Here is a 24,645-nt window from a genome sequence, read left to right on the forward strand (position 1 = left end):
ATAATGCTCCATTTTGAGCCATTATGGATCTTCTGACCGTTAAAAAAATCGGTGAATTGATAACATATTCAAAATAATCAAATGATTTAATTGAACCAACGCCAAAGCAAGTATAAAATACCAAAATATTTTCCTGCCTGTTTTTTCCTTCGGGTAAGCAGATACGGTAACGACAGATAAAAATAATATAAAGAGGAGTGAGCGCGTGAGCTCTTGGCTAAAGAAGCATTTTCTAATAATTGTCAGTGCCTTATCGTTTGGTTATGGCCTCAGTGTGTATGCTGAAGAGCCAACTATTGATGCCAGTCAATTAAAACCAGTCCTTAGGATTGAACCTCATTTAGATGGCTTTTATCCAAAGTATCCTCCTACCAAGCCTGCGACTGGCGATGAGGAAAAATTAATAAAAAGAGGCGAATATCTAGCAAAAATTGGCGATTGCCTTGCTTGTCATACCAACGTCAAGGATGGGAAAGCTGCGTTTGCAGGAACACTACCCATCGCAACACCGTTTGGTACGTTATATAGCCCTAACATTACCCCTGATAAAGAAACCGGCATTGGCAACTGGACCGAAGAGGATTTTATCCGCGCATTACGAGATGGCCGTGATCCGAAGGGACATAATTATTTCCCAGTATTCCCCTATGTCTATTTTTCTCGAATCAGCGAAGATGATATGCGGGCAATGTACAAATACTTCATGAGCATTCCACCTGTCAAAGAGAAAAATATCCCACCACCGTTCCCTTTTAGTGTGCCTGGATCAAGGTTTTCCTTATGGGGTTGGAATTTCTTATTTTTCTTCCCCAATGATAACGAAATCAAATATGATCCTCAAAAATCGGCGGAGTGGAATCGTGGGCGATATATCGTCGATGGGTTAGGGCATTGCAGCATGTGCCATACTCCCCTTAATTTCTTGGGCGCACCCAAGAGCCGCTATTATCTTACAGGTGGTTTTATCGATGGGTATTGGGCCCCCAATATTACCCGATATGGTCTTGAAACAGCCAATCGATATGATATTGCGGATGTTTTTGCAAAAGGACTGTTGATCAATCGTGCAGGGCCCGTATCTGGCCCCATGGCTGATGTAAACCATAATAGTTTGGGGTATTTGACTGAACATGACCGATTATCCATTGCAACCTACTTAAAAACAGTCACCAGTGAAGAACCGTTAGGTGTGTCACCTTCTTACCAACAACCAACCCTAAAACGTGGTAAGCAGGTCTATGTGAATGCCTGTATTATCTGCCATCAAAATGGTGAATTGGGTGCGCCAAGAATTGGTGATGGTGCGAATTGGTTTTTACGCTTGCAAAATAGTGGTTTAACGGGTTTATATCGCCACGCAATCCATGGCTATAACCAAATGCCCTATAAGGGCGCCTGTGTGACATGTTCGGATGAAGATATCATTTCAGCGATTAATTATATGTTAAACCGATCGTTGACCCGTTCTCAATGGGACAATCTGGCCAGTGGCGGGCCAAAAACGTATCCATCCAATGGCAAAATGGTTTATAGCGAAAATTGCGCGGTTTGTCACGATGAAGGCAAGTTGGGAGCGCCAAAAATTGGGAATAAAGATGTGTGGGAACCGCTAATTAAAGAGAACATCGATGTCTTGATTACAAACGTTTTGAAGGGAGAACATCATCCGGCTAATGGCGGATGCAAACATTGTACCAACGGGGAAATAATTGAAGCAATAAAATACATTGTTTCACGTTCTAAATCGGAAGGTAATTACGAACTTTGGTAATTGAAGAAGCGCGTCATATTGTTTCATTTTGATGGCGCAACCAAAACCATGATTAAAATAAGAAGAGGTATGGGGATGCTAAAAAGGGTCAAGTTGGGTCATACAATGGCACTGCTTTGCATGATGGGTTTCATGGGTGTAGCGTCCGCTGCGGCGGATCCTTGGCAATTAAATATGCCCCGTGGTGTCACTCCTACGAGTGAAGACATGTTTGACCTGCATATGATTGCGATGGTGATATGCTTGATCATTGGTATCGTTGTGTTTGGGGCGATGATTTACTCAATTATCCACCATCGAAAATCGATTGGCCACAAAGCAGCGTCTTTTCATGATAATACGCGATTAGAAATTGTGTGGACAATCATTCCATTTCTGATCTTAGTTGGTTTAGCTATCCCTGCAACGAAAGTTTTGCAGCGAATGGAAGATGCTGAAGAATCCGAAGTCACCATTAAAATTACCGGTTACCAATGGAAATGGCGATATGAATACCTCAATGAAGGGATAAATTATTTCAGCATTCTTTCGACACCGTATGATGAGATTGAAGGAAAGAAACCTAAAAATCAGTGGTATTTGTTACAAGTGGATAAGCCCTTGGTGTTACCTATTAACAAGAAAGTTCGTTTCCTTGTCACATCCAACGATGTGATTCATTCCTGGTGGGTGCCTGATCTGGGCGTGAAGCGGGATGCTATTCCTGGATTTATTCATGAATCATGGGCAAGAATACAAGAGCCAGGCGTCTATCGTGGCCAATGTACGGAATTATGTGGGATTAACCATGCCTACATGCCGATCGTTGTGAAAGCCTTACCCGAAAAAGAGTATGCTGAGTGGGTTAAGCAACAAACAAAAGTCACTGATAAATATGCGCAAGATCAAGCACAAGCAGCCCCACCAAAGGACATGACCTTTGCAGAATTAATGAAAAAAGGGGAAGAAAAATACAATTTAATCTGTTCAGCCTGCCATAAGCCAGACGGAAAAGGGTTACCGCCCATGTTCCCGGCGTTACAAGGCAGTTCCGTTGCCATTGGCCATCCCATATCAAGACATATCGAGCTAATTTTAAATGGCGTTCCCGGTTCAGCAATGCAGGCATATAAAGATCAGCTCAATGATGAAGAAATAGCAGCAATCACAACCTATGAGCGCAATGCATGGGGCAATAAAACGGGTGATTTAATTCAACCCGCTGATGTGGCGAAAGTCAGAAAAGCCGACGTGAAAGCACCAAAATTAGTTAGTAAAGCACAAATTGGAGGTTTAGGATGAGTCAAGCGTTTACATCCCACGATGCGCACGAACATCATGGTCCAGAGCAAGGTAAAGGGGTATTAGGCTTTATCAAACGCTGGGTTTTCACCACCAACCATAAAGACATCGGCACGCTTTACTTATGTTTAGCTTTAGTTAGTTTTTTTGTGGCTGGCGCCATGGCGTTAGTGATTCGATTAGAACTATTCCAACCAGGTCATCAATTCGTTGATCCCAACTTTTTTAACCAAATGACCACCATGCATGGTCTTATCATGCTGTTTGGGGTGGTTATGCCGGCATTTACAGGTATGGCAAACTGGCAAATCCCCATGATGATTGGTGCGCCTGATATGGCTTTGCCTCGATTAAATAACTGGAGTTTTTGGTTGCTGCCGTTTGCCTTCGGTCTATTAGGCTCAACCATGTTTCATGCGGGCGGAGGCCCGAATTTTGGATGGACTTTGTATGCGCCTTTATCCACTAAATACGCGCCACCCAGCACCGATTTTATGATCTTCTCCATACACATGGCTGGGATTTCATCCATTATGGGTTCTATCAATATTATCGCCACGATATTGAACATGCGTGCACCTGGCATGACACTCATGAAGATGCCAATGTTCGTTTGGACTTGGTTAATCACCGCCTTCTTATTAATTGCCATTATGCCCGTTCTTGCAGGCGCGGTAACCATGATGCTTGCTGATAGACATTTTGGCACCAGTTTCTTCGAAGCAGGTGGTGGTGGTGACCCAATTTTATACCAACACATTTTCTGGTTCTTTGGTCATCCTGAGGTATATGTCTTAGTCTTGCCTGCCTTTGGTGTGATTTCAGAAATTATTCCAACTTTTTCCCGTAAGCCCTTATTTGGTTATACCTTTATGGTGTATGCGACGGTGAGTATCGCGCTTTTATCATTTATTGTTTGGGTGCACCATATGTTTACCACTGGAGTGCCTTTGGGAGCCGAGTTGTTCTTCATGTATGCAACGATGCTCATCTCAGTGCCAACTGGCATTAAGGTATTTAACTGGGTGAGTACCATGTTTAAAGGGTCGATGACCTTTGAAACACCGATGCTATTTGCAATTGGATTTGTGTTCTTATTTACCATCGGTGGGTTTACGGGGCTGATGCTGTCCTTAGTCCCTGCCGATTACCAATATCAGGACACCTATTTTGTTGTGGGACATTTCCATTATGTATTGGTACCTGGTGTGATATTTGCCTTGATGGGAGCCACCTATTACTGGATTCCCAAATGGACAGGTCACATGTACATTGAAAAACTGGGTAAATGGCACTTTTGGCTATCGGTTATTTCCGTGAACGTCACCTTTTTCCCAATGCACTTCTTAGGGTTAGCGGGTATGCCACGGCGTATTCCCGATTATGCATTGCAATTTACCAATTTTAATGTGGTGACCTCAATTGGTGCCTTTGTATTTGGGTTTTCTCAGCTACTATTTTTATACAATGTTATCCACACAATCCGTAAAGGTAAGAAAGTGGATAATCAGGTTTGGGAAGGAGCGCATGGTTTGGAGTGGACGTTGTCGTCCCCACCACCGTATCATAGCTTTACAACTCCTCCTTCGATTAACTAAGGAATATCGGTGATCTGACCCTAAGAGGTGAGACAACCCTAACGATTAGCTTATGGCACGAAACAAAAACACAAAGTTAATAGTCATCCTTGCTTGTACCGTGTTGGGTATGTTTGCTTTTGGTTTTGCCATGGTGCCGATTTATAATAGCCTATGTAAAACACTGGGTATTAACGGTAAAACCAGTGGCGAGGCAGTATCGTATGACGTCAGTAAAGCGCATGTGGATAAAAGCCGAACCGTCCTGGTTGAGTTTATTGCGACCAACAATAGCGGTGTTCCTTGGGCATTTTACCCAAAAGTTAAAACGATTCGGGTTCATCCAGGGGACATTGCGAAGTTGAGTTTTTATGCTGAGAATAAAACAGATCATAAAATGATCGTGCAAGCCATTCCGAGTGTGACGCCCGGGTTGGCTGCGAAATACCTTAAAAAAACCGAGTGTTTTTGCTTTACTCAGCAAACGTTAGGTGGGCATGAAGCGATGGATATGCCATTATTATTTCATTTGGATCCGGAATTACCAAAAAACATTAACACCGTGACTTTATCATACACTTTATTTGATGTAACGAGTCGATATTCGTCATAACTAATTGATAGGAGATTGAATCAATGGGCGAACACAGTAGCACCTATTACATTCCAAAACCCAGTGGCTGGCCACTCGTTGCTTCTATTGGTTTGACGACGATGCTCGTTGGTGCAGGGTCTTGGCTACACGCCGATTGGTATGGGCCTTATGTTTTTACGGCGGGTCTGGGCATCCTTGTTTTCATGATGTTTGGCTGGTTTGGCCAAGTGATTTATGAAAATAACAAGGGGTTATATGACATCCAGGTGGATCGCTCATTTCGTTGGGGAATGTGTTGGTTTATTTTTTCAGAAGTCTGCTTTTTCGCCGCCTTCTTTGGTGCTCTATTCTTTACCCGCTATTGGTCTGTACCAATATTAGGTGGCGAAAAATACCCACTAACCAATTACTTATTATGGGATAATTTTAAAGCAGTCTGGCCACTGATCAAAAACCCCGATAATATCAATTTTGTCGGCGCGAAAGAGGCAATGGGAGCGTGGGGATTAGCGGCGGTTAATACGGTCATCTTATTAACGTCAGGTGCAACAATTACCTGGGCCCATTGGGCCTTAAAGTTACACAAGCAAAAGCAATTGATCGTTGGTATGATATTTACCATTGCATTAGGTTGTCTATTCCTATCCTTGCAAGCTTATGAGTATCATGAAGCTTATACGGAGATGAATTTAACGCTCGATGCAGGGATCTATGGCACCACCTTTTTCATGCTCACAGGATTCCACGGTTTACATGTCACCATTGGTACAATTATGCTGATAGTCATTACTATTCGCTGCTATCGACATCATTTCACGCCTGAGCGTCATTTTGCCTTTGAAGCAGTCGCTTGGTATTGGCACTTTGTTGACGTGGTTTGGCTCTTTTTGTTTATTTTTGTGTATTGGCTGTGAGGATACTTGCATCCAATTACTTGGCTAGTTTTTTAGTGGTAGACCTTATTTCCAAAAATAAAAATCTGCCGCTAACGCAGACAGATTTAGGCTTGTACCTGAAAAATCATTAATGATATATCATATGACTGATGTTTAGTCTTTGCGAGCGTCAGCGAAGCAATCCAGTTCGATCTCATGTTTAAGATCTATGCTAGATTACTTCGCTGACGCTCGCAAAGACGGCAACTGGAGTCCTGTTAGAAAAACAGAGTAGCGCATACAAACAAACTGGGACGTCAGATGTATGTTGGCGCGATTAATCCTTAACGATAATTGTGCTGGATAATGGGTGCATGGTTTGATCGGTGCTTTGCTGCTCCGGCGCATTTTCTAATTCTAATGACACCGTATCCTCCTGGGACATGGTTTCAATCTTTCTCATGTCAGGGTCTGAAACTTTTTTGTCCGCAAACATTCTATACCGGTTTTCTACGGGAAAGTTTGTCGTAATCGATTGATCAACGTGAATTCTTTTACCATCGATACAGTCCATTATTGTCTTATATGCGAGATCGAAATTGACATTTCCCATTTGCCAATTGTAATGCTTCTTTTCTTCATCCGCATATTCCGGAATCACTCGTTTTTGGAAATTACACGCTAGGGTGTGAATATCCTTCCGAGTTAATTCAACTGGCTTTGAAGGATTTATGTTAACAATGACAATTTCGGTTGGAGAGTCTATCAGCATACCGTTTTTTCGGACAACTGCCACAAGGTTTGGCTTATCGGGAATTGGAAAAACCTCACTCCAAAATCCCAGAGTGGAACTAGGCAAGTTTGCTAATAATTGATTGATTTGAGCCATAAAGTCTTTCATGTTATGTTGGCCAAACCAACCATTCTTAGGTGTTCTTTCGGCGGGGATGTAGTCTTCCTTCTTAAAATTAATAGTGATATTTTTTTCTTGGAGTTTTTGCTGAAATAAAGTGCAAACTACTTCATCGCCACAATTTATCTGATTTTGTAATGTTTCCAAAAAAGACACAAGTAAGCGATTTTGTGTGTTTAAATCATTGTGAAAGTAGTTATAGGCAATGCCAGCGGGTTCATTATTTGAATTGGCATTTGCGATTTCCTGGGCCATTGACGTTAAGACTGCCATCGCTACAGTATGATTTGAATGGTTTTTGTCAAAAATTTTATGCGTTTGCTGGGCATAATAGGTTTGATCCATGGCATGAAGACGCCTAAATACCGGTTTCGCAAGAAAATCACCGGTTTCATCCCCGGATAAGGCATACCACCCTCCGCTGGAAGTCAGCGCGCAAATGGCAATTTTTTCCCGCATTTTTTTTTGGAGTGCTTCAATTGTCTTTTGTTTACCCGTTTGAATTTCACCTATAATCTCTTTGACATAGGAGTAAAGGAAAAGCGATTCGATGGCTTCCTCGTTGGCCAAATGCTTATTTGCTTCGATGAATTTTTGTTTTGCCTCACGCATTGATTGATCGTTGGCTAAGCGATGTTCTGCCATTTCTAACATAATCGTCATTGCGAGCGAATTATGGTCATGATTTCCCGTAAAGGCAATGCATCCCCCTTGAGGGTTTGGGAAAGGTTTCTTGTTGTTATTCAAAAATACCGCTTGTGCTTTGACACCTTCTTCGACTTTAGTCCAGGCGGGCAAACCACCATAATCATCGCGTTTTGCGTAGTAAGTACCTCGAGTGATATGTGTGGGGCCTTTTCTGGGTAGTAGTAATTTGTCAACTTCCGTTTCAAGTTCCCTGCTGCTAAATAGCAGCTCATCTAATATAACCGGTTTAGGTTTGCGATACTTGTCGGCGAGGTCATAAATATATGCGTAAATTTCTTTACGCAATTCAGGATGCAAATACCCTACCGCATCAACGCGAACCCCTTCAAATCCATAAGTTACCATGTATTTATGGATATAAGGCTTCCAAAACTGTTCAATTATTTGATGACGAATGCTAGGGTCTTTGTACGTAAAGGCAATGGCATCTCTAAAGTCACCATGGGGCTCCTTCTCAAACCATTCCGGATGCTGGATTCTTAAAGGTGAATCAACCGCCACATGATTTAACACTAAATCAAACATGGGCACTAAACCATTTTTTTGTGCCTCCTCGGTAAATTGCTGCATGACGTGAGTATCTGAGTCTCTTTTATCATGCAAACTCGTGTTCGGAGGTAGGGGATTAACATAGGGGCTAATCATGTCTGGATAAGCCATCGCATATAAACTACCAGAAACCTCGTTATAGGCTCGCACACCATTGGTTTTGTCACGTTTGAATAGTTTTTCAACACGGCCGGGCGTTTGAATAGGATTTACCCAGACAGCATTAAATCCCATCCTTTGCAACTCGGAAAGATACGCTGTCATCTCGGTTATGGTTTTGAATTGGGTAGGAAACATATTATAACAACGTAAAATACCATTATTATCCAACACGGGACTTTTAGGACCACTCTGGATATCCTGTTGTTCATATTTAGCGTTAGCCATAGTAAAATGCCTAATTTAAAACCATATAGATATAATATAGTACATTGTAAAGGTGCTTACCTCCAACAGTATCAGTTTTAAAATTGGACATATTATGCTAATATATACCGCTTCATGAATTATTAATGTGCATTTGGTAAAGCAATAGGCTTATTTTAATCGGTCTATACTGTTTTTCCTAATTAGGTAGAACTATTTGGAGTATGTATGGTTGTTTCCTATACTAAGTGGCTTTCTGCAACAACTGATGAATCAGACAGAATTAACCATATTGAAACTCAGATTACCGCTAAGGATACTTCCAAAGCAAGGGCACTATTAAAAGGGCTCGACATACACACGTTAGTTAAATTCACAGAACTAAGTAAATCCATCCAGGCATTTTGCTCACAGAAAGAACAAAACGATTTGTGGGAATCGCACCTGCAACGCTTTGGCGTTTACGCCATTTCCTATCAAATCTACCCCCCTATGACAGTGTCTCAAACAGTAAAAGGAATTTATTATTATTGGCTAGCAGCCGAGTATCGAGCGGAGACGAAAAGCCGGTTTAGCGAAAATGAGCGCGATTTTTTAAAAAAAAGCGCCGAAAATCACTGTTTTTACGCCTACAACTCCTTAGCTACTTGGGCGTATGAGTTATCTAAAGTGCAATTTGCAGAGCATGCCACGTTAGCAATTGGGTTTGCGCAAGAGGCAAGTCAGTATCATTGGACACCGGGGTATTTATTGCTTTACAAGACCTATGCCAATTTGGCAATTCTCCCGAATTTGTCCACAAAGTATTATCAACTAGCGTTAGAAGCACTCTTTATAGCCAAAATATTATCAACTACTCCACATTCGCAAAGTGCTATTAATATTGCCTATTTTGGAAAAGGTATCATGGAAGGAAATAAATCGCAGATGACATCTTGGGAGAAGGCGATTTCTGATATCATTGAAAAAGGTAAAATTCCTATGCTAATGGTGAATCAGATTTATGATAACGCCGCTAACCAATCAAAAAAATTATTGGAAAAATTTGGCAAGGATATGAAAGCAGAAATAGAACCGAATTTAGAAGGTGTGACTGTAAAATACTAGCGTCGCTTAGACAGCTACGTAAGTCAATTGATTGATATTGTTTGAGAGATGTATGAGTTATCATTTTTTAACTGACGGAAATGGCATTATTAGTTGTTATGACATGTATCCGACCCAGTTTCGTTCGTTTGTTGATATGACCAATTATTTACCCACCTTAAAAGAGATGGGATTTAACGCTTTATGGATAAATCCATTACAACTCCCGGGCGACATAAGCGACTTCTATAAATCCGATAAAAACAATGGGGTCAAATTAGACAACGAAGTGACAAAAAGCTTATATGGAATGAGCGATCCGCATACTTTTAATCCGCGATTTTGCTTAAATCCTGCCAAGGATTCCAAAGAAGATGCACAGCAACTCAATGCCAAAGCGTTGCAAACATTTACCAGTACGGCGAGAAAGTTTGATATTGTGCCTATGTTTGATTTAGTCCTAAATCACATCGCCATTGATTCACCGATATGTCAGGAAAGGCCAAATTGGGTGAAGGGCATACATCGTGATTTTAAAGACGTCCGTGGTTTTAATTATGACGATGAGAACATTAGAAATGAAATTATCGATGAATTTTGGAAGCCGTATATCTATCAATACATGGTAATTTATGGATTTGATGGTGTTCGCGTGGATGCGGTGGGCTATGTGCACCCTGAAGTGAGGCGTGCGCTGTATGAATACATCGATACCCTGGCCAAAGAACATGGAAAACCCAAGCCTGTTATTCTGGATGAATCGCTATTTTGTAAACGTCCACTCCATGAGGAAGTTGAGTATCTAAAATTACCGGCCATTGGCCCAACCCACATAACCACGGAAGTATTTAATGCAGATATTGATAGGCGCACTTCTGGCTTACCAACTAAAATTAAACAAGACGAGCTAGCCAAAGCAAGCGTTGTGTTTCAACAAAAAAATGGCATCTTTCGCACCGATGCAAAAGGGGGGTGCATTAATTTTTGTGGTAACCATGATTTTCACTCGTTAGCTATGGCAATTTTATTTCAAATGGCTACAAGTCGATTGAAATCGGATAATGCATACCTCAATATGTTGGCCCTCGATCAACTGTCTGGTGTGAAATCCGTTGAAGAAGTTCCTGAACCGTTAAAAACGACACTTCTTTTTTCGTATGCGGATGAAATACAACGAGAAATTGAAGAAAAAAAGCAAGAGACCCTGAGCGATTTCAAAACCTTAGTCTTTGAAAAACTCGCTTTAACCGCACTGACCGGTAGTGGAGGCTGGTTTGTATTATCTGGTGATGAAACAAGCGATGTGACAGATAAAACGGTGTTTCAACGAAGGGGTGCGGTGGATGAATCGTACTACCCTCAACGAACACATCACATTTTTAGTGATAATCGAGCACTTGCTGATATTGCATTAGAAAAAATGGCAAAAGACAATTTCATGAGAGAAAATGCTAACAAAGAATGGATGCTGGCGCTTTATAATGATTTAAACAGTGTTCCTGAGATGCAAAAGCGGTTGTTAGTAGCGCATAAGGATAATATCAGACATCAAATCAATGCGGGTATTAGGGGTGTTCAACAAATTTTTGCCGAATTGCTCGACACCTTTGGAATCAAAATAACATTTGAGGCGAAAGATTTTATTGCCAAACCGCGAACCTATGAAAATGGCTGGCTAGGTCTGCAGGATAATTCTGCTTTTATAAAGCAGCTAAATACCTTGTTGAAGCAGTTGCCTGCCTCGCTTCGGGGATATTCCAGTGACTTAGTGCGACTGGATGATAAACCTGATTTGATGGTTTTTGTGCGAAAAAATGGCACGGATATCCAAGCGGCTGTCGATGTTGTCATTGTTAATCTTAATCCAGCGAATAAAGTGATATTAACGCCTGAAAATATGCAGTTGATTGCAAAACAGTATTGCAATCAATATTTATCCCTCGAAATGAATGAAAGTCATGAACAAAATGAGGGATGGAAGTCATTATATGAGCAGGTAATGCTCGCCATGTCTTCAAATCACCTCCACTTGGGTGAGGGTGTTGTGTTCGAGAGTTTTAAACAATTGAAAACCAAAGGGCCTCAGGGCGGTTCTTTTTTCTTTGAGAATATCTCTAAGGATCCATGTTCTGGATCAGATATAGCCACAATGCAAGTTAAGTAAGCATCGCTGACGCATTCCAAACAACTTATCTAAGCTCACCGCAATAGTAATAGGCGTCATATCCTTTATCCCGCATGATGAAGGCAGTTTGGTGGGAGCGGATCCCTTTTGCACAATAAAATAAGAGTGGCTTATCGCCTAGTTTGTCGAGGTTTTGCGCTAAAGTCGTTAACGGCAAATGGATATCGTCAGGGGATAAGGTTTTCTTGCGATCTTCATGACTTTCACGAACATCGATGCACTGGTAATTTTTAAGTGCTTTTTCTTCTGGGGCAATGCCTATAGGACGATATCGATGATTGAGTGCCTCTTTCAACGGGTTTAGTTGCGCACAGACTTGGCATTGGCTGTTTGGTTCAAACGAAAAAGTTTTTATGGCGATGGGCTGTGTTTCTATCAAAAGCAATTGATGCATGGGGGCGCTGTCAGGTGTTAGGAAATAATTGATGGCCATGGTTCCGGCCGTCATTGCCGTCATGCCAACAGTCAGACCCATGACTCCCGCCGTTGCGCAGTTGAAACTGATTAAAGGCGGTAGCGGAAATAGGCATCGATAGCACCCTTGTTGTCCATTATAAAACATGACTTGCCCTTGGCGTTGATGAACGCTGGCACTGATTAAGGGCTTTTGGTACAACGCACAAAAATCATTGACACAATAACGCGTTGGAAAATTATCGCTGCCATCTATCATCAGATCGTAGCCAGGAATTAGTTGATGGGCACTGTTGACATCAAAGCGTTGTGGGAACGTTTCAATAACAATCTCATTGTTAAGGCGCTGTAATTTTTGTTGAGCTCGAATTGCCTTGGATTGACCGATATCATCCATGTCAAACAATATCTGCCGTTGAAGGTTGGACAGGTCAACCACATCATCATCAATAATCCCCAGTTTGCCAATGCCTGCCGCGGCAAGGTATAAAGCAAGCGGTGATCCAATACCGCCTGCACCGATGAGTAACACAGACGCGTCATTCAATCTTTTTTGCCCTTGCTGACCAATAAGCACTTGTTGCCGATGATAGCGATTATCGCTCATTCGTATTAGCCTCCTGCCATCGGGCTAATCAAGTCAATGACGTCGTTGTTATGGATAGGTTGATTAGTGGGGTCTGCAATCCATTGTTGATTGATATAAACACGAATATGTGCTTGCAATTTTCCCTCATAAAGCCAGCTCAATCCTTGAGACTCATTAGTTTCTTGCAGAAATGGCAGCAGTTTATCCTGGTTGGTTTCTAGGATATGCTGGCGTTGTTGTTGGCCAATTTCGTTAACAGTGATACGCATTAATACCCCGATGATGAATTGAACGAACGAGCCATTCCGACTTAAAGAAGGAATGACCCTCATTCCAATCATAGCATACTTAAGGATGGGTCATTTCAGCAGGGCGCACCCATTGGTCGAATTGATCGGCAGTCAAAAGGCCTAATTCAATAGCCGCTTCTTTTAAAGATTGGTTATCTTTATGTGCCTTTTTAGCAATTTTAGCAGCATTATCGTAACCAATATGCTGGTTAAGAGCGGTCACCAGCATCAGCGAGTGATTTAAATAGTAGTCAATTTGTGTGTAATTAGGCTCAATGCCTCGTGCACAAAACTCTTCAAATGCCTCACAGCTATCGGCAATTAAATTCAACGATTGTAAAAATTGGTGAATCATTGCCGGTTTAAACACATTTAATTCAAAATTACCTTGGCTACCTGCAAACCCAATCGCTGCATCATTACCCATCACTTGCGTACAAACCATGGTGATCGCTTCACATTGGGTCGGATTGACTTTGCCTGGCATAATGGATGAACCGGGCTCGTTTTCAGGAATGATGATTTCACCAATGCCGCATCGAGGCCCGGATGCTAACCAGCGAATGTCATTGGCTATTTTCATCAACGCACATGCAATAGTTTTGAGGACCCCATGCGCCATCACTAACGGCTCGTGGGAGGCAAGGGCTGCAAATTTATTTTCGGCTGAAATAAACGGTAGTTTGGTGAGTTCAGCAATTTTATTGGCTGCGCGAACAGCAAATTGCGGATGCGTGTTTAACCCCGTTCCCACGGCCGTGCCGCCTAAAGCCAGCTCATACAATTCGGGTAGGACTTGTTGTACTCGCCCTAACGCTGCATCCAACTGGGCAACATACCCGGAAAATTCTTGACCCAAGGTTAGGGGAACGGCATCTTGCAAATGGGTTCGACCAATTTTGACGATACTTTCAAAATTCGACGCTTTTTTCGCAAGTGTTTCGCGAAGTTTTCTCACCGAGGGTAACAATTTCTTTGTTAAAGCAAGTGCAGCAGCAATATGCATGGCTGTTGGGAAGGTATCATTGGAAGATTGTGACATATTCACATGATCGTTAGGATGCACGGGTGATTTTGAGCCTTTTTCACCGCCGGCTAATTCAATCGCACGGTTTGAAATGACTTCGTTGGCATTCATATTGGATTGGGTGCCACTACCAGTTTGCCAAACATGGAGAGGGAAGTGGTCATCTAATTTACCCATAGTAACCTCATCGGCTGCGGCAACAATCCAATCACAGCGTTCTTTATCCAGTTTGCCTAACTCAAAATTGGTTAACGCAGCGGCTTTTTTTAATAAGCCAAAGGCATGGGTGACTTCTTTGGGCATGATGTCATTGCCAATATGAAAATGGTGCAAGGAGCGCTGCGTTTGTGCTCCCCAATAGTTCATATCCATTACTTCCACTTCGCCCATGCTGTCTGTTTCAATGCGTACTTTTGTCATGTGTTACCCCTCGTTACCATAGGACAATCCCGAGTCCAGCTTGAAAAAATCTTTGTACTAGACAATTTCATAATAGCGCCGTCGTTGCGAGCTTTGCGAAGTAATCCAGTTTGCTCTCTGAACAAAAATCTGTTCTGGATTGCTTCACTGCGTTCGCAACGACGGCATATTTTAAAAATTGTCCGATACAAAGTGAAAATATATATCTTGTTTATAGATCAACGCTAATTTGCGAAGATTTATGCTATTATTGGCGATTAATCTTCACTATATCGTTAAGTTCATGCGTACAATTCGATTATTTCACCCTGGCATCTATCAAGTGCCAGAAACGATTTCCTTAAATGAAAATGCGGCTCACCATGCTGCGGTGGTTTTACGCTTAAAGCCTGGGGATAATATTACCTTGTTTAACGGCAATAATGAAGAATTTGACGCCACAATTGTGGCCATCAACAAAAAAAGTGTGCAGGTTAGTTTAAGCGCAAAACGACCAGTTGACCGGGAATCGCCATGTAAAATTCATTTAGGCCAAGCCATTATTAAAGGCGATCGTATGGAATGGTTGATGCAAAAAGCTGTTGAAATGGGTGTCTTTCAAATAACCCCTTTGCTATCGGAACATGCAGCTGTTCGTTATGATGACAAAAGGCTAAACAAAAAAATGGCGCAATGGCAGGGCATTATCATTGCTGCTTGTGAACAATGCGGTCGTAATCGCTTGCCCACGTTAAATGCACCGCAATCAACCCATGATTGGTTTGCAAATACGCCTGATAATCCGCTGATTTTATTACCGGGTGCAGAGCGAGGTGTTAAACAACTTCAAGCCTCAGGCCATCATTGCCTGACCATCGCCATAGGACCCGAAGGGGGATGGAGTTGTGAAGAGGAAAATATTGCAAAGGCTCATCAATGGCAGGCAATTGGCTTAGGGCCAAGGATATTACGGGCAGAAACAGCCGCACTTTGTGCTCTCACCCTATTGCAAGGCGCCTTTGGTGATATATAATAGTAAGCCGTATAAAATTTATATCAAATAAGGTAAGTCTATGAGCGATTTAATCCATGCAGTCACAGATGCTAGCTTCGAACAAGATGTATTAAACAACGGCAAGCCAGTTCTGGTCGATTTCTGGGCTGAGTGGTGTGGACCTTGTCGAGCATTATCGCCTATTTTAGAAGAGGTCGCGCAAAGCCACGGAAGCAATGTTCAATTTTGCAAAATGAATATTGATGAAAATCCCGATACCCCGGCAAAATACGGCGTGATGAGCATCCCAACACTCATATTATTTAAAAATGGCCAAGTTGAAGCGGTCAAAATGGGCTTATTATCAAAATCGCAACTAAGCGCCTTTGTCGAAAGCAACGCTTAAATAAAATTTGTCAATTCCTCGATTCGTAGCCCGGATTAGGCGAAGCCTAAATCCGGGATCAACTAAACTCAAATAAGCATTTTGGTGAAAGAAATGCTTAACAGAAGTTCGTGACCTGGATTAGGCAAGTCAAAGAATATCGAAATCCCATTGATCCACCCTTTCCCCCAAGCGCAGCTAAAGAGAGAGGATTTTTAGACTGGGTTAAGCAAAACAGAAGAATTCCGAAATCTCTTTGATCCACCCTCTCCCCCATGCGCAGCATGGGGGAGAGGGCAGGGAGAGGGGGTAAAATAAATTCGCGTTAGCGACAAATTCTTCTAGAGTTGTCCTGACGGTATTGCCCCTCCCCCACAACGTAAAAAAAATATAAAATATCTGGCAATTCTCTAAGTCATGTGATAATCTGATAAGGAAAATGGATGGTTTTAGGTGCTTTCATACCTAATAAGCACCCTGTTCTAAAGCCGATTTCCTAATCATAGCGAATGCAAACACACTCCTTATTTATCTTTCTATGGCATTTGCTAATATTAATGACGAAAATAATTACCAACAAAGTTATGATATCAACTCTTCCAGTATATCTATTCATTAACCTACCTAAGTGAGACGTATGTACCTTAATGAACTCAAGCAACTACCAATCGCTGAATTGGTCAAAATCGCCGAAGATCAAGAACTAGAAAACACCAGCAGGATGCGCAAGCAAGATATTATTTTTGCCATCTTGAAGCAGCATGCCAAAAAGGGTGAAGACATCTTGAGTGATGGCGTGTTAGAAGTATTAAGTGATGGGTTCGGATTCCTCCGTTCAGAAGATGGCTCTTATCTTGCTGGACCGGATGATATCTATGTATCGCCCAGCCAAATCCGCCGGTTTGGATTAAGAACCGGCGACACCATCAGCGGTAAAATTCGTCCACCCAAAGACAATGAACGATATTTCGCATTATTAAAAGTTGATAAGATCAACTTTGAATCGCCTGAAAGTGCAAAAGGTAAGATTTTATTTGAAAACTTAACGCCTTTATTTGCCAACCAGCGCCTAGTTATGGAGCAGGGCAATGGCTCAACAGAAGATCTCACCGCCCGCGTTATCGACTTATGCGCACCATTTGGAAAAGGACAACGTGGTTTAATCGTATCCCCTCCGAAAGCCGGTAAAACATTGATGCTGCAAAATATCGCACATTCAATAGAACGCAGCTACCCTGATATTCATTTAATGGTACTGTTAATTGATGAGCGACCTGAAGAAGTGACTGAAATGCAACGCTCGGTGAAAGGGGAAGTGATTGCCAGTACCTTCGATGAACCCGCAAACCGACACGTGCAAGTGGCTGAGATGGTCATTGAAAAAGCTAAGCGCCTGGTTGAACATAAAAAGGATGTCGTCATCCTTCTTGATTCGATTACTCGCCTTGCCCGCGCGTATAACACCGTTGTTCCTTCTTCAGGTAAAGTGTTAACCGGGGGTGTGGATGCTAATGCTCTTCAACGACCTAAGCGATTGTATGGGGCAGCTAGAAATATTGAAGAAGGCGGCAGCTTAACCATTATTGCAACAGCCTTGGTGGATACCGGTTCGAAAATGGATGAAGTCATTTATGAAGAATTCAAAGGAACGGGTAACATGGAAATTCACTTAAGCCGAAATATTGCTGAGCGCCGAACTTTCCCAGCGATCAACATCAATCGTTCTGGAACCCGCCGCGAAGATCTCTTATTAAGCCCAGAAGACCTCCACCGCACCTGGATTCTGCGTAAAATACTGCAATCCATGGATGAATGTGATGCTATTGAATTCTTATTAGAAAGAATGAAAAACCACAAAACAAACGCCGAATTCTTCGACGCAATGAAGCGCCAAGAATAATAGGCTCTCTCTCCCTATACGTAGGTCGGGCCTTGGCTTGAGGTATCTTCAGTTTTTGGGAGATGCCTCATATTTAGTCGTTGCGAGCGCAAGCGAAGCAATCCAGATCGATGTCGCGCTGAAGATCTGAACTGGATTGCTTCGCTTTGCTCGCAACGACGGCAACTTTTTCTTGCTATAGAAAACTGAAGATACCTCAGGGCCTTGGCCCGACAACTTCTTGATTCATTAAATAATATATCGAATTGCCGGGTCAAGGCCCGATCAACGGATTGACTTTGTCTATCCACTCAAATGCCCTCCACAAATTCACTCCGTAAAATAACTTGACATTTTTTTACCAAAAAGACAAAATTGCTACCGTAATGAATGGATTCATTGAAATAACAAGGAATCGACGTCTAAGTGACGTCTTAGTCCAAATCAATACTCTTAGGAGCTTTATTCATGAAAAGAGCAAGTATTGCGCTATCAATATTACTGGCCAGTGGAAGTATTTATGCCGGTCAAATCACCGTTAATGGAACCAAAAGCGAACCATTAAAAATCGTAAATAACAACAAGCACCAATTCCATAATGGATCCAGCTACTCTCAAAGAACAATAAAGTTATTAAATGTTAATCTTTCTGCAGACTTAAAAGCTAACTTAAAAGAACATGCCAATAAAATGACGATTGGTTCGTCAAGCAACACGTCTCACTTCATGATGAAGGCGACAAAACCTACTGTGCAATTAGGCATGAATGGCGTGCCGGTGTTAAACCAAGGTCAGCATGGTACCTGTGCAACCTTTGCTAACACAGCGGCTGTTGATGCAGTTTTGAATAAGGGTGACTATGTCAGCCAATTGTGCCAATTGGAATTAGGCAATTATTTGGAAGAAAATGGCTATTTCCCAAGTGGCTGGGATGGCTCGTTTGGACCAATTGTATTAAATCAAATGGCGATGTTTGGTGTGGTCAATAAAGATGTTGAAAAGCAACAAGGTTGTGGTGGCCTCAATGCCTACCCAATGACTGGTGCCGATCCACACAGCCAAATGACACCAGACTCCTATCATAACTACAGTGAAGGACTAGCTAACCAGTTATTCAGCTGGTCTCCGATATTAGATATCAATAATGTGATGTTTAATGAATACCAAAGCGAAGTCACCCTGTCGCAAGTGAAAGAAGCCTTAAGCAAAGGTGACCGCGTGACATTTGGTGTGTTATTGTTTGATTTTGAGCAAGGCACCATGGGCGCGATTGGAACACATAAAACCAGAAATGATACGTGGGTATTAACGCCAGAATTAATGAACGATCTGCAAAACGATCCGGAGTTTGGTGGCCACGAAATGATTATCACTGGTTACGATGATAATGCGGTTGTCAAAGACGCGAAAGGTCGACAATACAAAGGGCTACTCACCTTAAGAAACTCTTGGGGTACCTCTCCTGGAAACAAAGGCGATTTTTATATGTCCTATGATTATTTCAAAATGCTAGCCATCGAAGCACAACGCATTCGAAAATTAACTAAGTAATCCACCCCGTCGGGCTTTTCCAAGCCCGACATGAAACACTATTCGTAGGTTGGGCCTTGGCCTGAGGGATCTTCAGTTTTTGGGAGATGCCTCATATTTAGTCGTTGCGAGCGCAAGCGAAGCAATCCAGATCGATGTCACGCTGAAGATCTGTACTGGATTGCTTCCCCTTCGCTATGCTCTGGGTCGCAACGACGGCAACTTTTTCTTGCTATAGAAAACTGAAGATACTTCAGGGCCTCGGCCCAACATAAAAAACCCTTCAACACAAACGATATTCTAACCCCCAACTCTAGAAATCATCCCCCAAAGCTGAAATAATAAGTCAAAGTGCTTGGAAATACGAAAAGGCCTTATTCGCTATGACAATCAAAAAAATTCCCCTCTTCCACCAATTTTTCGATCCCGTTTCATCAACCTATACCTATTGCCTTGCTTCGGGTGAAGGGCGTGAAGCGATTATTATCGATCCGGTCAAAGAACAGGTAGATGAGTACATTCAATTTCTTAATCAACACCATATTAAACTCGTTGCAGCAATCGATACCCATCTCCACGCTGACCATATTACCGGCACGGGTTTATTATCCAAGTCACAACAATGTTCCATTATGATGGGAAAAGAAACGGCGGCAGAGTGCATTGATGTTGGCTTTTCCGATGGTGACAGTTACGATTTCGATGGCATACAGTTCAAAGCCATCTATACGCCAGGCCACACGGATGATTCCTATTGCTATTATATTAACGATCATTATCTGTTCACGGGCGATACCCTGCTCATCAACGCAACAGGACGAACCGATTTCCAACATGGCAATGCCCATCATCATTATCACAGCTTGTTTGAGAAAGTATTAACACTGCCCGAGGACACGGTAGTTTACCCAGCCCACGATTATACTGGCAAAACATCAAGCACGATTGGCCAAGAAAAAAAACACAACCCCCGGCTGCAAGTGAGCAATGAATCAGAATACGTTTCTATGATGAATAATTTAAATTTACCCAAGCCAAAGCAAATGGATATCGCTGTTCCCGCTAACAGGCTTTGTGGGTTAATGAGTTGATAAACGCATATGAAACCCTATAAATGGACTATTATTGGTGCGGGTGCCGCAGGAATAGCAGCGGCAGCAAAATTATTGGATCTAAAAATTAGTGGTGAAACCATCTTATGGATTGACCCCGATTTCCAAGGCGGCGATCTGGGAAAATTATGGCGCAATGTTTCCAGCAACACCACCGTTGCCCGCTTTTTAGAATATTTTAATTATTACGATGCATTTCAATGGCCAACAATCGCCGATAATTTAGCGCTATCAAATTTACCTATCAATGAAACGTGCCAGTTAACCCATCCCGCCGATGCCCTCGTGGCTGCTTCTAAGGTTCTACAGCAAAAAGTCGCCACTGCCTATGATTGGGTGGATACGCTGACTCGAAATGAGGATGGCTCCTGGACAATTCAAACAAAAAAAACAAGTTATGAAAGCGAAAACATTATTTTGGCTCAAGGCGCTCTGCCGAAAACGCTAGACTTTCCTAATAGCCCAGAAATTCTTGCCTTTGAAGAGGCTATTGATGCCACTCGATTAAAAACGCATTTTGATAAAAACCATGTATATGGCGTCTTTGGCGCATCGCACTCGGCAATCATTATCTTAGAAAATCTTATCAATTTAGGCGCTAGAAAAGTCATCAACTTTTACAAACACCCCTGCAAATATGCCGTGGATATGGGCGATTGGATTCTTTATGATGACACCGGCTTAAAAGGCAAGGCAGCCGATTGGGCAAAGAAAAATATTGACGGCGCGATCCCCAAAAACTTACAACGCGTCACCTCCTCTAATGCAAATATCGAAACCTATTTACCCCAATGTGATCGCGTCATTTATGCAACAGGCTTTCAACGGCGAGATTCGATAAAAATACAAGGTGCTGATATTCATCACTACGATAATACAACAGGGCACATGGCGCCGGGACTGTATGGCTATGGCATTGCTTATCCGGAAAAATACCTAACCCCCATCAATGAAATTGAGTATCATGTGGGGTTATCGAAGTTTGCGAAGTATATTGATAAAGCGCCACATAATTGGCTTACAAAGCTTGAATAGGGTTGTGAGTAAAAGTAAAAAAATTTGCTTTGCTGCCCGATAAAATATTATGATGTGACCAATTAAATTGAATAATATTTCATCAAATCATTAGTATTGAATTGGATGTTTAAATCATGTTGAGTGTGCTACTAAATAAATTAAAAAATAAAGAAGCAATCATTAGTATTGTCGGATTAGGATACGTTGGCTTACCGTTGCTGCTTCGGTTTGCCAATATGGGCTACCGAGTCCTGGGCATTGACATTGACGATGCTAAAAACAAAGCGATCAATCAGGGAAAATCCTATATTCAGCATATTGATTCAGAAAAAGTAAAGGCAGTGACACATTTAGTACACGCAACCAGTGATTTTAGTAAAATCCAAGAAGCGGATGCCATTATCTTGTGTGTGCCAACGCCTCTGAATAAATATCGAGAGCCTGATTTAAGTTTTGTGCTTGATACCACCGATATGATTGTCCCCTATTTGAGGAAAGGCCAAATTCTCTCTTTAGAAAGCACCACGTATCCTGGCACAACGGTTGAAGAAATTAAGCCTCGCGTTGAAAAAAACGACTTAGTGGTTGGGAAAGATATTTTCTTGGTATTTTCGCCTGAACGTGAAGACCCGGGTAATTTGAATTTCACCACTGAAACCATTCCTAAAGTGTGTGGTGGTGATACGCCTGCGTGCATCGAAGCAGGCGACGCACTCTACTCAGCCGTTATTAATAAAGTGGTTAAGGTTAGTAGTACCCGCGTTGCTGAAATGACAAAGCTTTTAGAGAATATCCATCGTTCGGTCAACATTGGCCTTGCCAACGAAATGAAAATATTGGCAGACAAAATGGGCATTGATATTTATGAAGTCATTGATGCCGCGGCAACCAAGCCTTTTGGTTTCGTGCCCTATTATCCCGGCCCTGGTATTGGCGGCCATTGCATTCCGATTGACCCGTTTTACCTCACCTGGAAAGCAAGGGAATTCGGTTTGCATACTCGCTTTATTGAGTTGGCCGGGGAAATTAATAGCAATATGCCTAATTGGGTCGTTAGCAAAGTTGCTGATATACTCAATGACCATGAAAAGCCTATCAAAGGAAGTAAGATTTTAGTGCTTGGAATTGCCTATAAGAAAAATGTGGATGATATGCGAGAGTCCCCTTCAGTAACAATCATGGAGCAATTGGTTAGTAAGGGGGCGACAGTAGCTTATAGTGATCCGCATGTTCCTTCTTTCCCTCGTATGCGACATCACCACTTTGATCTGGCAAGTGTGGCTCTTACCCCAGAATCAATCAAAGAGCACGATTGTGTGATTCTGGCAACGGCCCATAGTGCCTTTGATTACTCATTAATAGCTGCTCACGCAAATTTAATCGTCGATACGCGTGGGGCGTTTAAAACCTTTAACCAACCAAATATTGTGAGTGCTTAACCATGCTAAATAGCAACTGGATAATACAAGATCGAAAAATTAATATTGCATTGGTTGGCTGTGGTCGCATTTCTAAAAATCACGTCAATGCTATTGCAGAACACCGAGACAGAGTCAATTTAGTCGGCGTGTGTGACATCGATGTCGCTACCTTACAAAAGGCGACACAAGATCATGGCGTAGAAGGGTATGACAATTTGGATGCAATGCTTGCAAAATCGAATGCCGACCTTTATGTTTTATGCACGCCCAGCGGTTTGCATCCAAGCCAAACCATCAAAATTGCCAAAGCTGGCAAGCATATTTTGACGGAAAAACCCATGGCTACTCGATGGCAAGATGGGTTAGATATGGTCAAAGCCTGTGATGAGGCAGGTGTTCGCTTATTTGTTGTTAAACAAAATCGCTTAAATGCGACCTTGCAGCATGTTAAAAAAGCCATTGATCAAAAACGATTTGGCAAGATATACATGATGGCTGCCAATGTGTTTTGGACCCGTCCCCAAGATTATTATGACCAAGGCGCATGGCGTGGAACCTGGGAGTTTGACGGGGGCGCATTTATGAACCAAGCCAGTCATTACATTGATTTAATGCATTGGTTAGGTGGCCCGATTGACAGCGTGCAAGCCATGATGGGAACGTTAGCGCGTGATATTGAAGCAGAAGATACGGGTGCGTTAAATATTCGCTACCGAAATGGGGCCATCGGTACTGTGGGTGTGACCATGTTAACTTATCCAAAAAATTTAGAAGGATCCATTACTATTCTGGGCGAGAAGGGAACGGTTCGAGTTGGCGGGGTTGCTGTTAACGAAATTCATAACTGGGAATTTGAGCAAATGACAGCAGAAGATGAACCAATAAAAAATGCCAGTTATGAAACCCACTCGGTCTATGGCCATGGTCATCCTATCTATTACGATAATGTCATCAGCTGCTTACAAGGAAAGGCTGAACCACTCGTTGATGGACGAGAAGGGCTGAGATCGTTAGAACTATTATCGGCAGCTTATATCGCAGCGAGAGACAATCGCACAGTCCAATTACCGTTGGTGTTATAATGACCTACCAAGCTCACCCCACTGCAATCATTGATGAAGGCGCACAACTCGGTGATGGCACTCGCGTTTGGCATTGGGTTCATATTTGCGGCCAAGCGAAAATCGGTAATCAGTGCAGCTTAGGCCAAAATGTGTTTGTTGGCAATCGCGTCACCATTGGCAACAACGTCAAAATCCAAAATAATGTATCAGTGTATGATAATGTCACTTTGGAGGATGATGTTTTCTGCGGGCCCAGCATGGTTTTCACCAATGTATATAATCCTCGCTCGGCTGTTTCACGTAAAGATGAATACCGCAATACGCTGATTAAACAAGGCGCCACCCTGGGTGCAAATTGTACCATCGTGTGTGGGGTGACCGTGGGTAAATATGCTTTCATTGGAGCAGGTGCCGTTGTCAATAAAGATATCCCTGATTACGCCCTAGTGGTCGGTGTGCCAGCCAAACAAATTGGCTGGATGAGTGAGTTTGGCGAACAATTGAAATTTGAAAAAGATAATCAAGGTCAAATGATTGCCAAGTGCATCCATACCGACAAACACTATCAATTGGATACTATGTCCAATACCGTTACAATACGTTAACAGCAGTTGAGAA

General features: G+C 42.3%; 20 protein-coding genes. 16 read left to right on the top strand and 4 right to left on the bottom strand.

The annotated features are described in order from the left end of the window. Positions 1 to 295 precede the first annotated feature (295 nt). From AB3348_RS07005 to AB3348_RS07025, 5 genes are all read left to right on the top strand, one after another. Positions 296 to 1,771 (top strand): c-type cytochrome, encoded by a 1,476-nt coding sequence (locus AB3348_RS07005; RefSeq protein WP_367607067.1) that lies wholly within the window; start codon positions 296 to 298, stop codon positions 1,769 to 1,771. 75 nt (positions 1,772 to 1,846) lie between these two features. Beyond that, positions 1,847 to 3,052 (top strand): cytochrome c oxidase subunit II, encoded by a 1,206-nt coding sequence (coxB, locus tag AB3348_RS07010; RefSeq protein ID WP_367607068.1) that lies wholly within the window; start codon positions 1,847 to 1,849, stop codon positions 3,050 to 3,052. Next, the gene (gene ctaD, locus AB3348_RS07015; protein ID WP_367606859.1) at positions 3,049 to 4,650 is read left to right on the top strand and encodes a cytochrome c oxidase subunit I; all 1,602 of its coding nucleotides are present in this window, start codon (positions 3,049 to 3,051) and stop codon (positions 4,648 to 4,650) included. Before coxB ends, ctaD begins: the two co-directional genes overlap by 4 nt. Before the next feature lie 52 nt (positions 4,651 to 4,702). Beyond that, on the top strand, positions 4,703 to 5,242 hold the full coding sequence (locus tag AB3348_RS07020; protein WP_367606860.1) for a cytochrome c oxidase assembly protein: 540 nt from the start codon (positions 4,703 to 4,705) through the stop codon (positions 5,240 to 5,242). A 23-nt stretch (positions 5,243 to 5,265) separates the two neighbouring features. Further along, on the top strand, positions 5,266 to 6,138 hold the full coding sequence (locus tag AB3348_RS07025; RefSeq protein WP_367606861.1) for a cytochrome c oxidase subunit 3: 873 nt from the start codon (positions 5,266 to 5,268) through the stop codon (positions 6,136 to 6,138). A 298-nt stretch (positions 6,139 to 6,436) separates the two neighbouring features. On the opposite strand, the gene AB3348_RS07030 is transcribed toward AB3348_RS07025, so the two are convergent. Beyond that, positions 6,437 to 8,656 carry an alpha-amylase gene (locus AB3348_RS07030; protein ID WP_367606862.1) on the bottom strand — a complete coding sequence of 740 codons (2,220 nt, stop codon included), beginning with the start codon at positions 8,654 to 8,656 and terminating at the stop codon, positions 6,437 to 6,439. A 207-nt stretch (positions 8,657 to 8,863) separates the two neighbouring features. Here AB3348_RS07030 and AB3348_RS07035 point away from each other — a divergent pair, with 207 nt between their 5' ends. Next, complete coding sequence (locus AB3348_RS07035; RefSeq protein ID WP_367606863.1) at positions 8,864 to 9,742, top strand: DUF5630 domain-containing protein; 879 nt, start codon at positions 8,864 to 8,866, stop codon at positions 9,740 to 9,742. Positions 9,743 to 9,794: 52 nt separating this feature from the next. After that, positions 9,795 to 11,885 (top strand): alpha-amylase family protein, encoded by a 2,091-nt coding sequence (locus tag AB3348_RS07040; protein WP_367606864.1) that lies wholly within the window; start codon positions 9,795 to 9,797, stop codon positions 11,883 to 11,885. Positions 11,886 to 11,910: 25 nt separating this feature from the next. On the opposite strand, the gene AB3348_RS07045 is transcribed toward AB3348_RS07040, so the two are convergent. From AB3348_RS07045 to fumC, 3 genes are all read right to left on the bottom strand, one after another. Beyond that, positions 11,911 to 12,927 (bottom strand): ThiF family adenylyltransferase, encoded by a 1,017-nt coding sequence (locus tag AB3348_RS07045; protein ID WP_367606865.1) that lies wholly within the window; start codon positions 12,925 to 12,927, stop codon positions 11,911 to 11,913. Between the two features lie 5 nt (positions 12,928 to 12,932). Then, positions 12,933 to 13,178 carry a MoaD/ThiS family protein gene (locus AB3348_RS07050; RefSeq protein WP_367606866.1) on the bottom strand — a complete coding sequence of 82 codons (246 nt, stop codon included), beginning with the start codon at positions 13,176 to 13,178 and terminating at the stop codon, positions 12,933 to 12,935. Between the two features lie 79 nt (positions 13,179 to 13,257). Continuing rightward, on the bottom strand, positions 13,258 to 14,646 hold the full coding sequence (gene fumC / locus AB3348_RS07055; RefSeq protein ID WP_367606867.1) for a class II fumarate hydratase: 1,389 nt from the start codon (positions 14,644 to 14,646) through the stop codon (positions 13,258 to 13,260). Positions 14,647 to 14,929: 283 nt separating this feature from the next. On the opposite strand from fumC, the gene AB3348_RS07060 reads away from it, so the two are divergent. The 9 genes from AB3348_RS07060 (at position 14,930) to AB3348_RS07100 (ending at position 24,632) form a co-directional block, all read left to right on the top strand. Beyond that, positions 14,930 to 15,658: a 16S rRNA (uracil(1498)-N(3))-methyltransferase gene (locus tag AB3348_RS07060; protein WP_367606868.1), complete on the top strand. Its 729-nt coding sequence runs from the start codon at positions 14,930 to 14,932 to the stop codon at positions 15,656 to 15,658. A gap of 40 nt (positions 15,659 to 15,698) precedes the next feature. Then, positions 15,699 to 16,025: a thioredoxin gene (gene trxA, locus AB3348_RS07065; RefSeq protein ID WP_367606869.1), complete on the top strand. Its 327-nt coding sequence runs from the start codon at positions 15,699 to 15,701 to the stop codon at positions 16,023 to 16,025. A gap of 616 nt (positions 16,026 to 16,641) precedes the next feature. After that, on the top strand, positions 16,642 to 17,904 hold the full coding sequence (gene rho / locus AB3348_RS07070) for a transcription termination factor Rho (protein WP_367606870.1): 1,263 nt from the start codon (positions 16,642 to 16,644) through the stop codon (positions 17,902 to 17,904). Between the two features lie 447 nt (positions 17,905 to 18,351). After that, complete coding sequence (locus tag AB3348_RS07075) at positions 18,352 to 19,434, top strand: C1 family peptidase (protein WP_367606871.1); 1,083 nt, start codon at positions 18,352 to 18,354, stop codon at positions 19,432 to 19,434. Between the two features lie 362 nt (positions 19,435 to 19,796). Continuing rightward, positions 19,797 to 20,504, top strand: a complete 708-nt coding sequence (locus tag AB3348_RS07080) for an MBL fold metallo-hydrolase (protein WP_367606872.1) — start codon at positions 19,797 to 19,799, stop codon at positions 20,502 to 20,504. 9 nt (positions 20,505 to 20,513) lie between these two features. After that, positions 20,514 to 21,560, top strand: coding sequence for an NAD(P)-binding domain-containing protein (locus tag AB3348_RS07085; protein ID WP_367606873.1), 1,047 nt, complete (start codon positions 20,514 to 20,516; stop codon positions 21,558 to 21,560). 116 nt (positions 21,561 to 21,676) lie between these two features. Continuing rightward, complete coding sequence (locus AB3348_RS07090; RefSeq protein ID WP_367606874.1) at positions 21,677 to 22,981, top strand: nucleotide sugar dehydrogenase; 1,305 nt, start codon at positions 21,677 to 21,679, stop codon at positions 22,979 to 22,981. Between the two features lie 2 nt (positions 22,982 to 22,983). Continuing rightward, positions 22,984 to 24,045 carry a Gfo/Idh/MocA family protein gene (locus tag AB3348_RS07095; RefSeq protein ID WP_367606875.1) on the top strand — a complete coding sequence of 354 codons (1,062 nt, stop codon included), beginning with the start codon at positions 22,984 to 22,986 and terminating at the stop codon, positions 24,043 to 24,045. Next, positions 24,045 to 24,632, top strand: coding sequence for an acyltransferase (locus AB3348_RS07100; protein ID WP_367606877.1), 588 nt, complete (start codon positions 24,045 to 24,047; stop codon positions 24,630 to 24,632). Before AB3348_RS07095 ends, AB3348_RS07100 begins: the two co-directional genes overlap by 1 nt. The last annotated feature ends 13 nt before the right edge of the window (positions 24,633 to 24,645 follow it).

Source organism: Legionella sp. W05-934-2, assembly GCF_964199965.1.
Classification (GTDB): Bacteria; Pseudomonadota; Gammaproteobacteria; order Legionellales; family Legionellaceae; genus JAFIFT01.

Excerpts from the sequence above, each read along its gene's own strand:
- AB3348_RS07040 (WP_367606864.1), top strand. The coding sequence starts at position 9,795 with ATGAGTTATCATTTTTTAACTGACGGAAATGGCATTATTAGTTGTTAT.
- AB3348_RS07045 (WP_367606865.1), bottom strand. The coding sequence starts at position 12,927 with ATGAGCGATAATCGCTATCATCGGCAACAAGTGCTTATTGGTCAGCAA.
- fumC (WP_367606867.1), bottom strand. The coding sequence starts at position 14,646 with ATGACAAAAGTACGCATTGAAACAGACAGCATGGGCGAAGTGGAAGTA.
- AB3348_RS07100 (WP_367606877.1), top strand. The coding sequence starts at position 24,045 with ATGACCTACCAAGCTCACCCCACTGCAATCATTGATGAAGGCGCACAA.
- AB3348_RS07090 (WP_367606874.1), top strand. The coding sequence starts at position 21,677 with ATGTTGAGTGTGCTACTAAATAAATTAAAAAATAAAGAAGCAATCATT.
- coxB (WP_367607068.1), top strand. The coding sequence starts at position 1,847 with ATGCTAAAAAGGGTCAAGTTGGGTCATACAATGGCACTGCTTTGCATG.
- AB3348_RS07095 (WP_367606875.1), top strand. The coding sequence starts at position 22,984 with ATGCTAAATAGCAACTGGATAATACAAGATCGAAAAATTAATATTGCA.
- AB3348_RS07085 (WP_367606873.1), top strand. The coding sequence starts at position 20,514 with ATGAAACCCTATAAATGGACTATTATTGGTGCGGGTGCCGCAGGAATA.
- AB3348_RS07075 (WP_367606871.1), top strand. The coding sequence starts at position 18,352 with ATGAAAAGAGCAAGTATTGCGCTATCAATATTACTGGCCAGTGGAAGT.
- ctaD (WP_367606859.1), top strand. The coding sequence starts at position 3,049 with ATGAGTCAAGCGTTTACATCCCACGATGCGCACGAACATCATGGTCCA.
- AB3348_RS07020 (WP_367606860.1), top strand. The coding sequence starts at position 4,703 with ATGGCACGAAACAAAAACACAAAGTTAATAGTCATCCTTGCTTGTACC.
- rho (WP_367606870.1), top strand. The coding sequence starts at position 16,642 with ATGTACCTTAATGAACTCAAGCAACTACCAATCGCTGAATTGGTCAAA.
- AB3348_RS07025 (WP_367606861.1), top strand. The coding sequence starts at position 5,266 with ATGGGCGAACACAGTAGCACCTATTACATTCCAAAACCCAGTGGCTGG.
- AB3348_RS07060 (WP_367606868.1), top strand. The coding sequence starts at position 14,930 with ATGCGTACAATTCGATTATTTCACCCTGGCATCTATCAAGTGCCAGAA.
- trxA (WP_367606869.1), top strand. The coding sequence starts at position 15,699 with ATGAGCGATTTAATCCATGCAGTCACAGATGCTAGCTTCGAACAAGAT.
- AB3348_RS07030 (WP_367606862.1), bottom strand. The coding sequence starts at position 8,656 with ATGGCTAACGCTAAATATGAACAACAGGATATCCAGAGTGGTCCTAAA.
- AB3348_RS07080 (WP_367606872.1), top strand. The coding sequence starts at position 19,797 with ATGACAATCAAAAAAATTCCCCTCTTCCACCAATTTTTCGATCCCGTT.
- AB3348_RS07050 (WP_367606866.1), bottom strand. The coding sequence starts at position 13,178 with ATGCGTATCACTGTTAACGAAATTGGCCAACAACAACGCCAGCATATC.
- AB3348_RS07035 (WP_367606863.1), top strand. The coding sequence starts at position 8,864 with ATGGTTGTTTCCTATACTAAGTGGCTTTCTGCAACAACTGATGAATCA.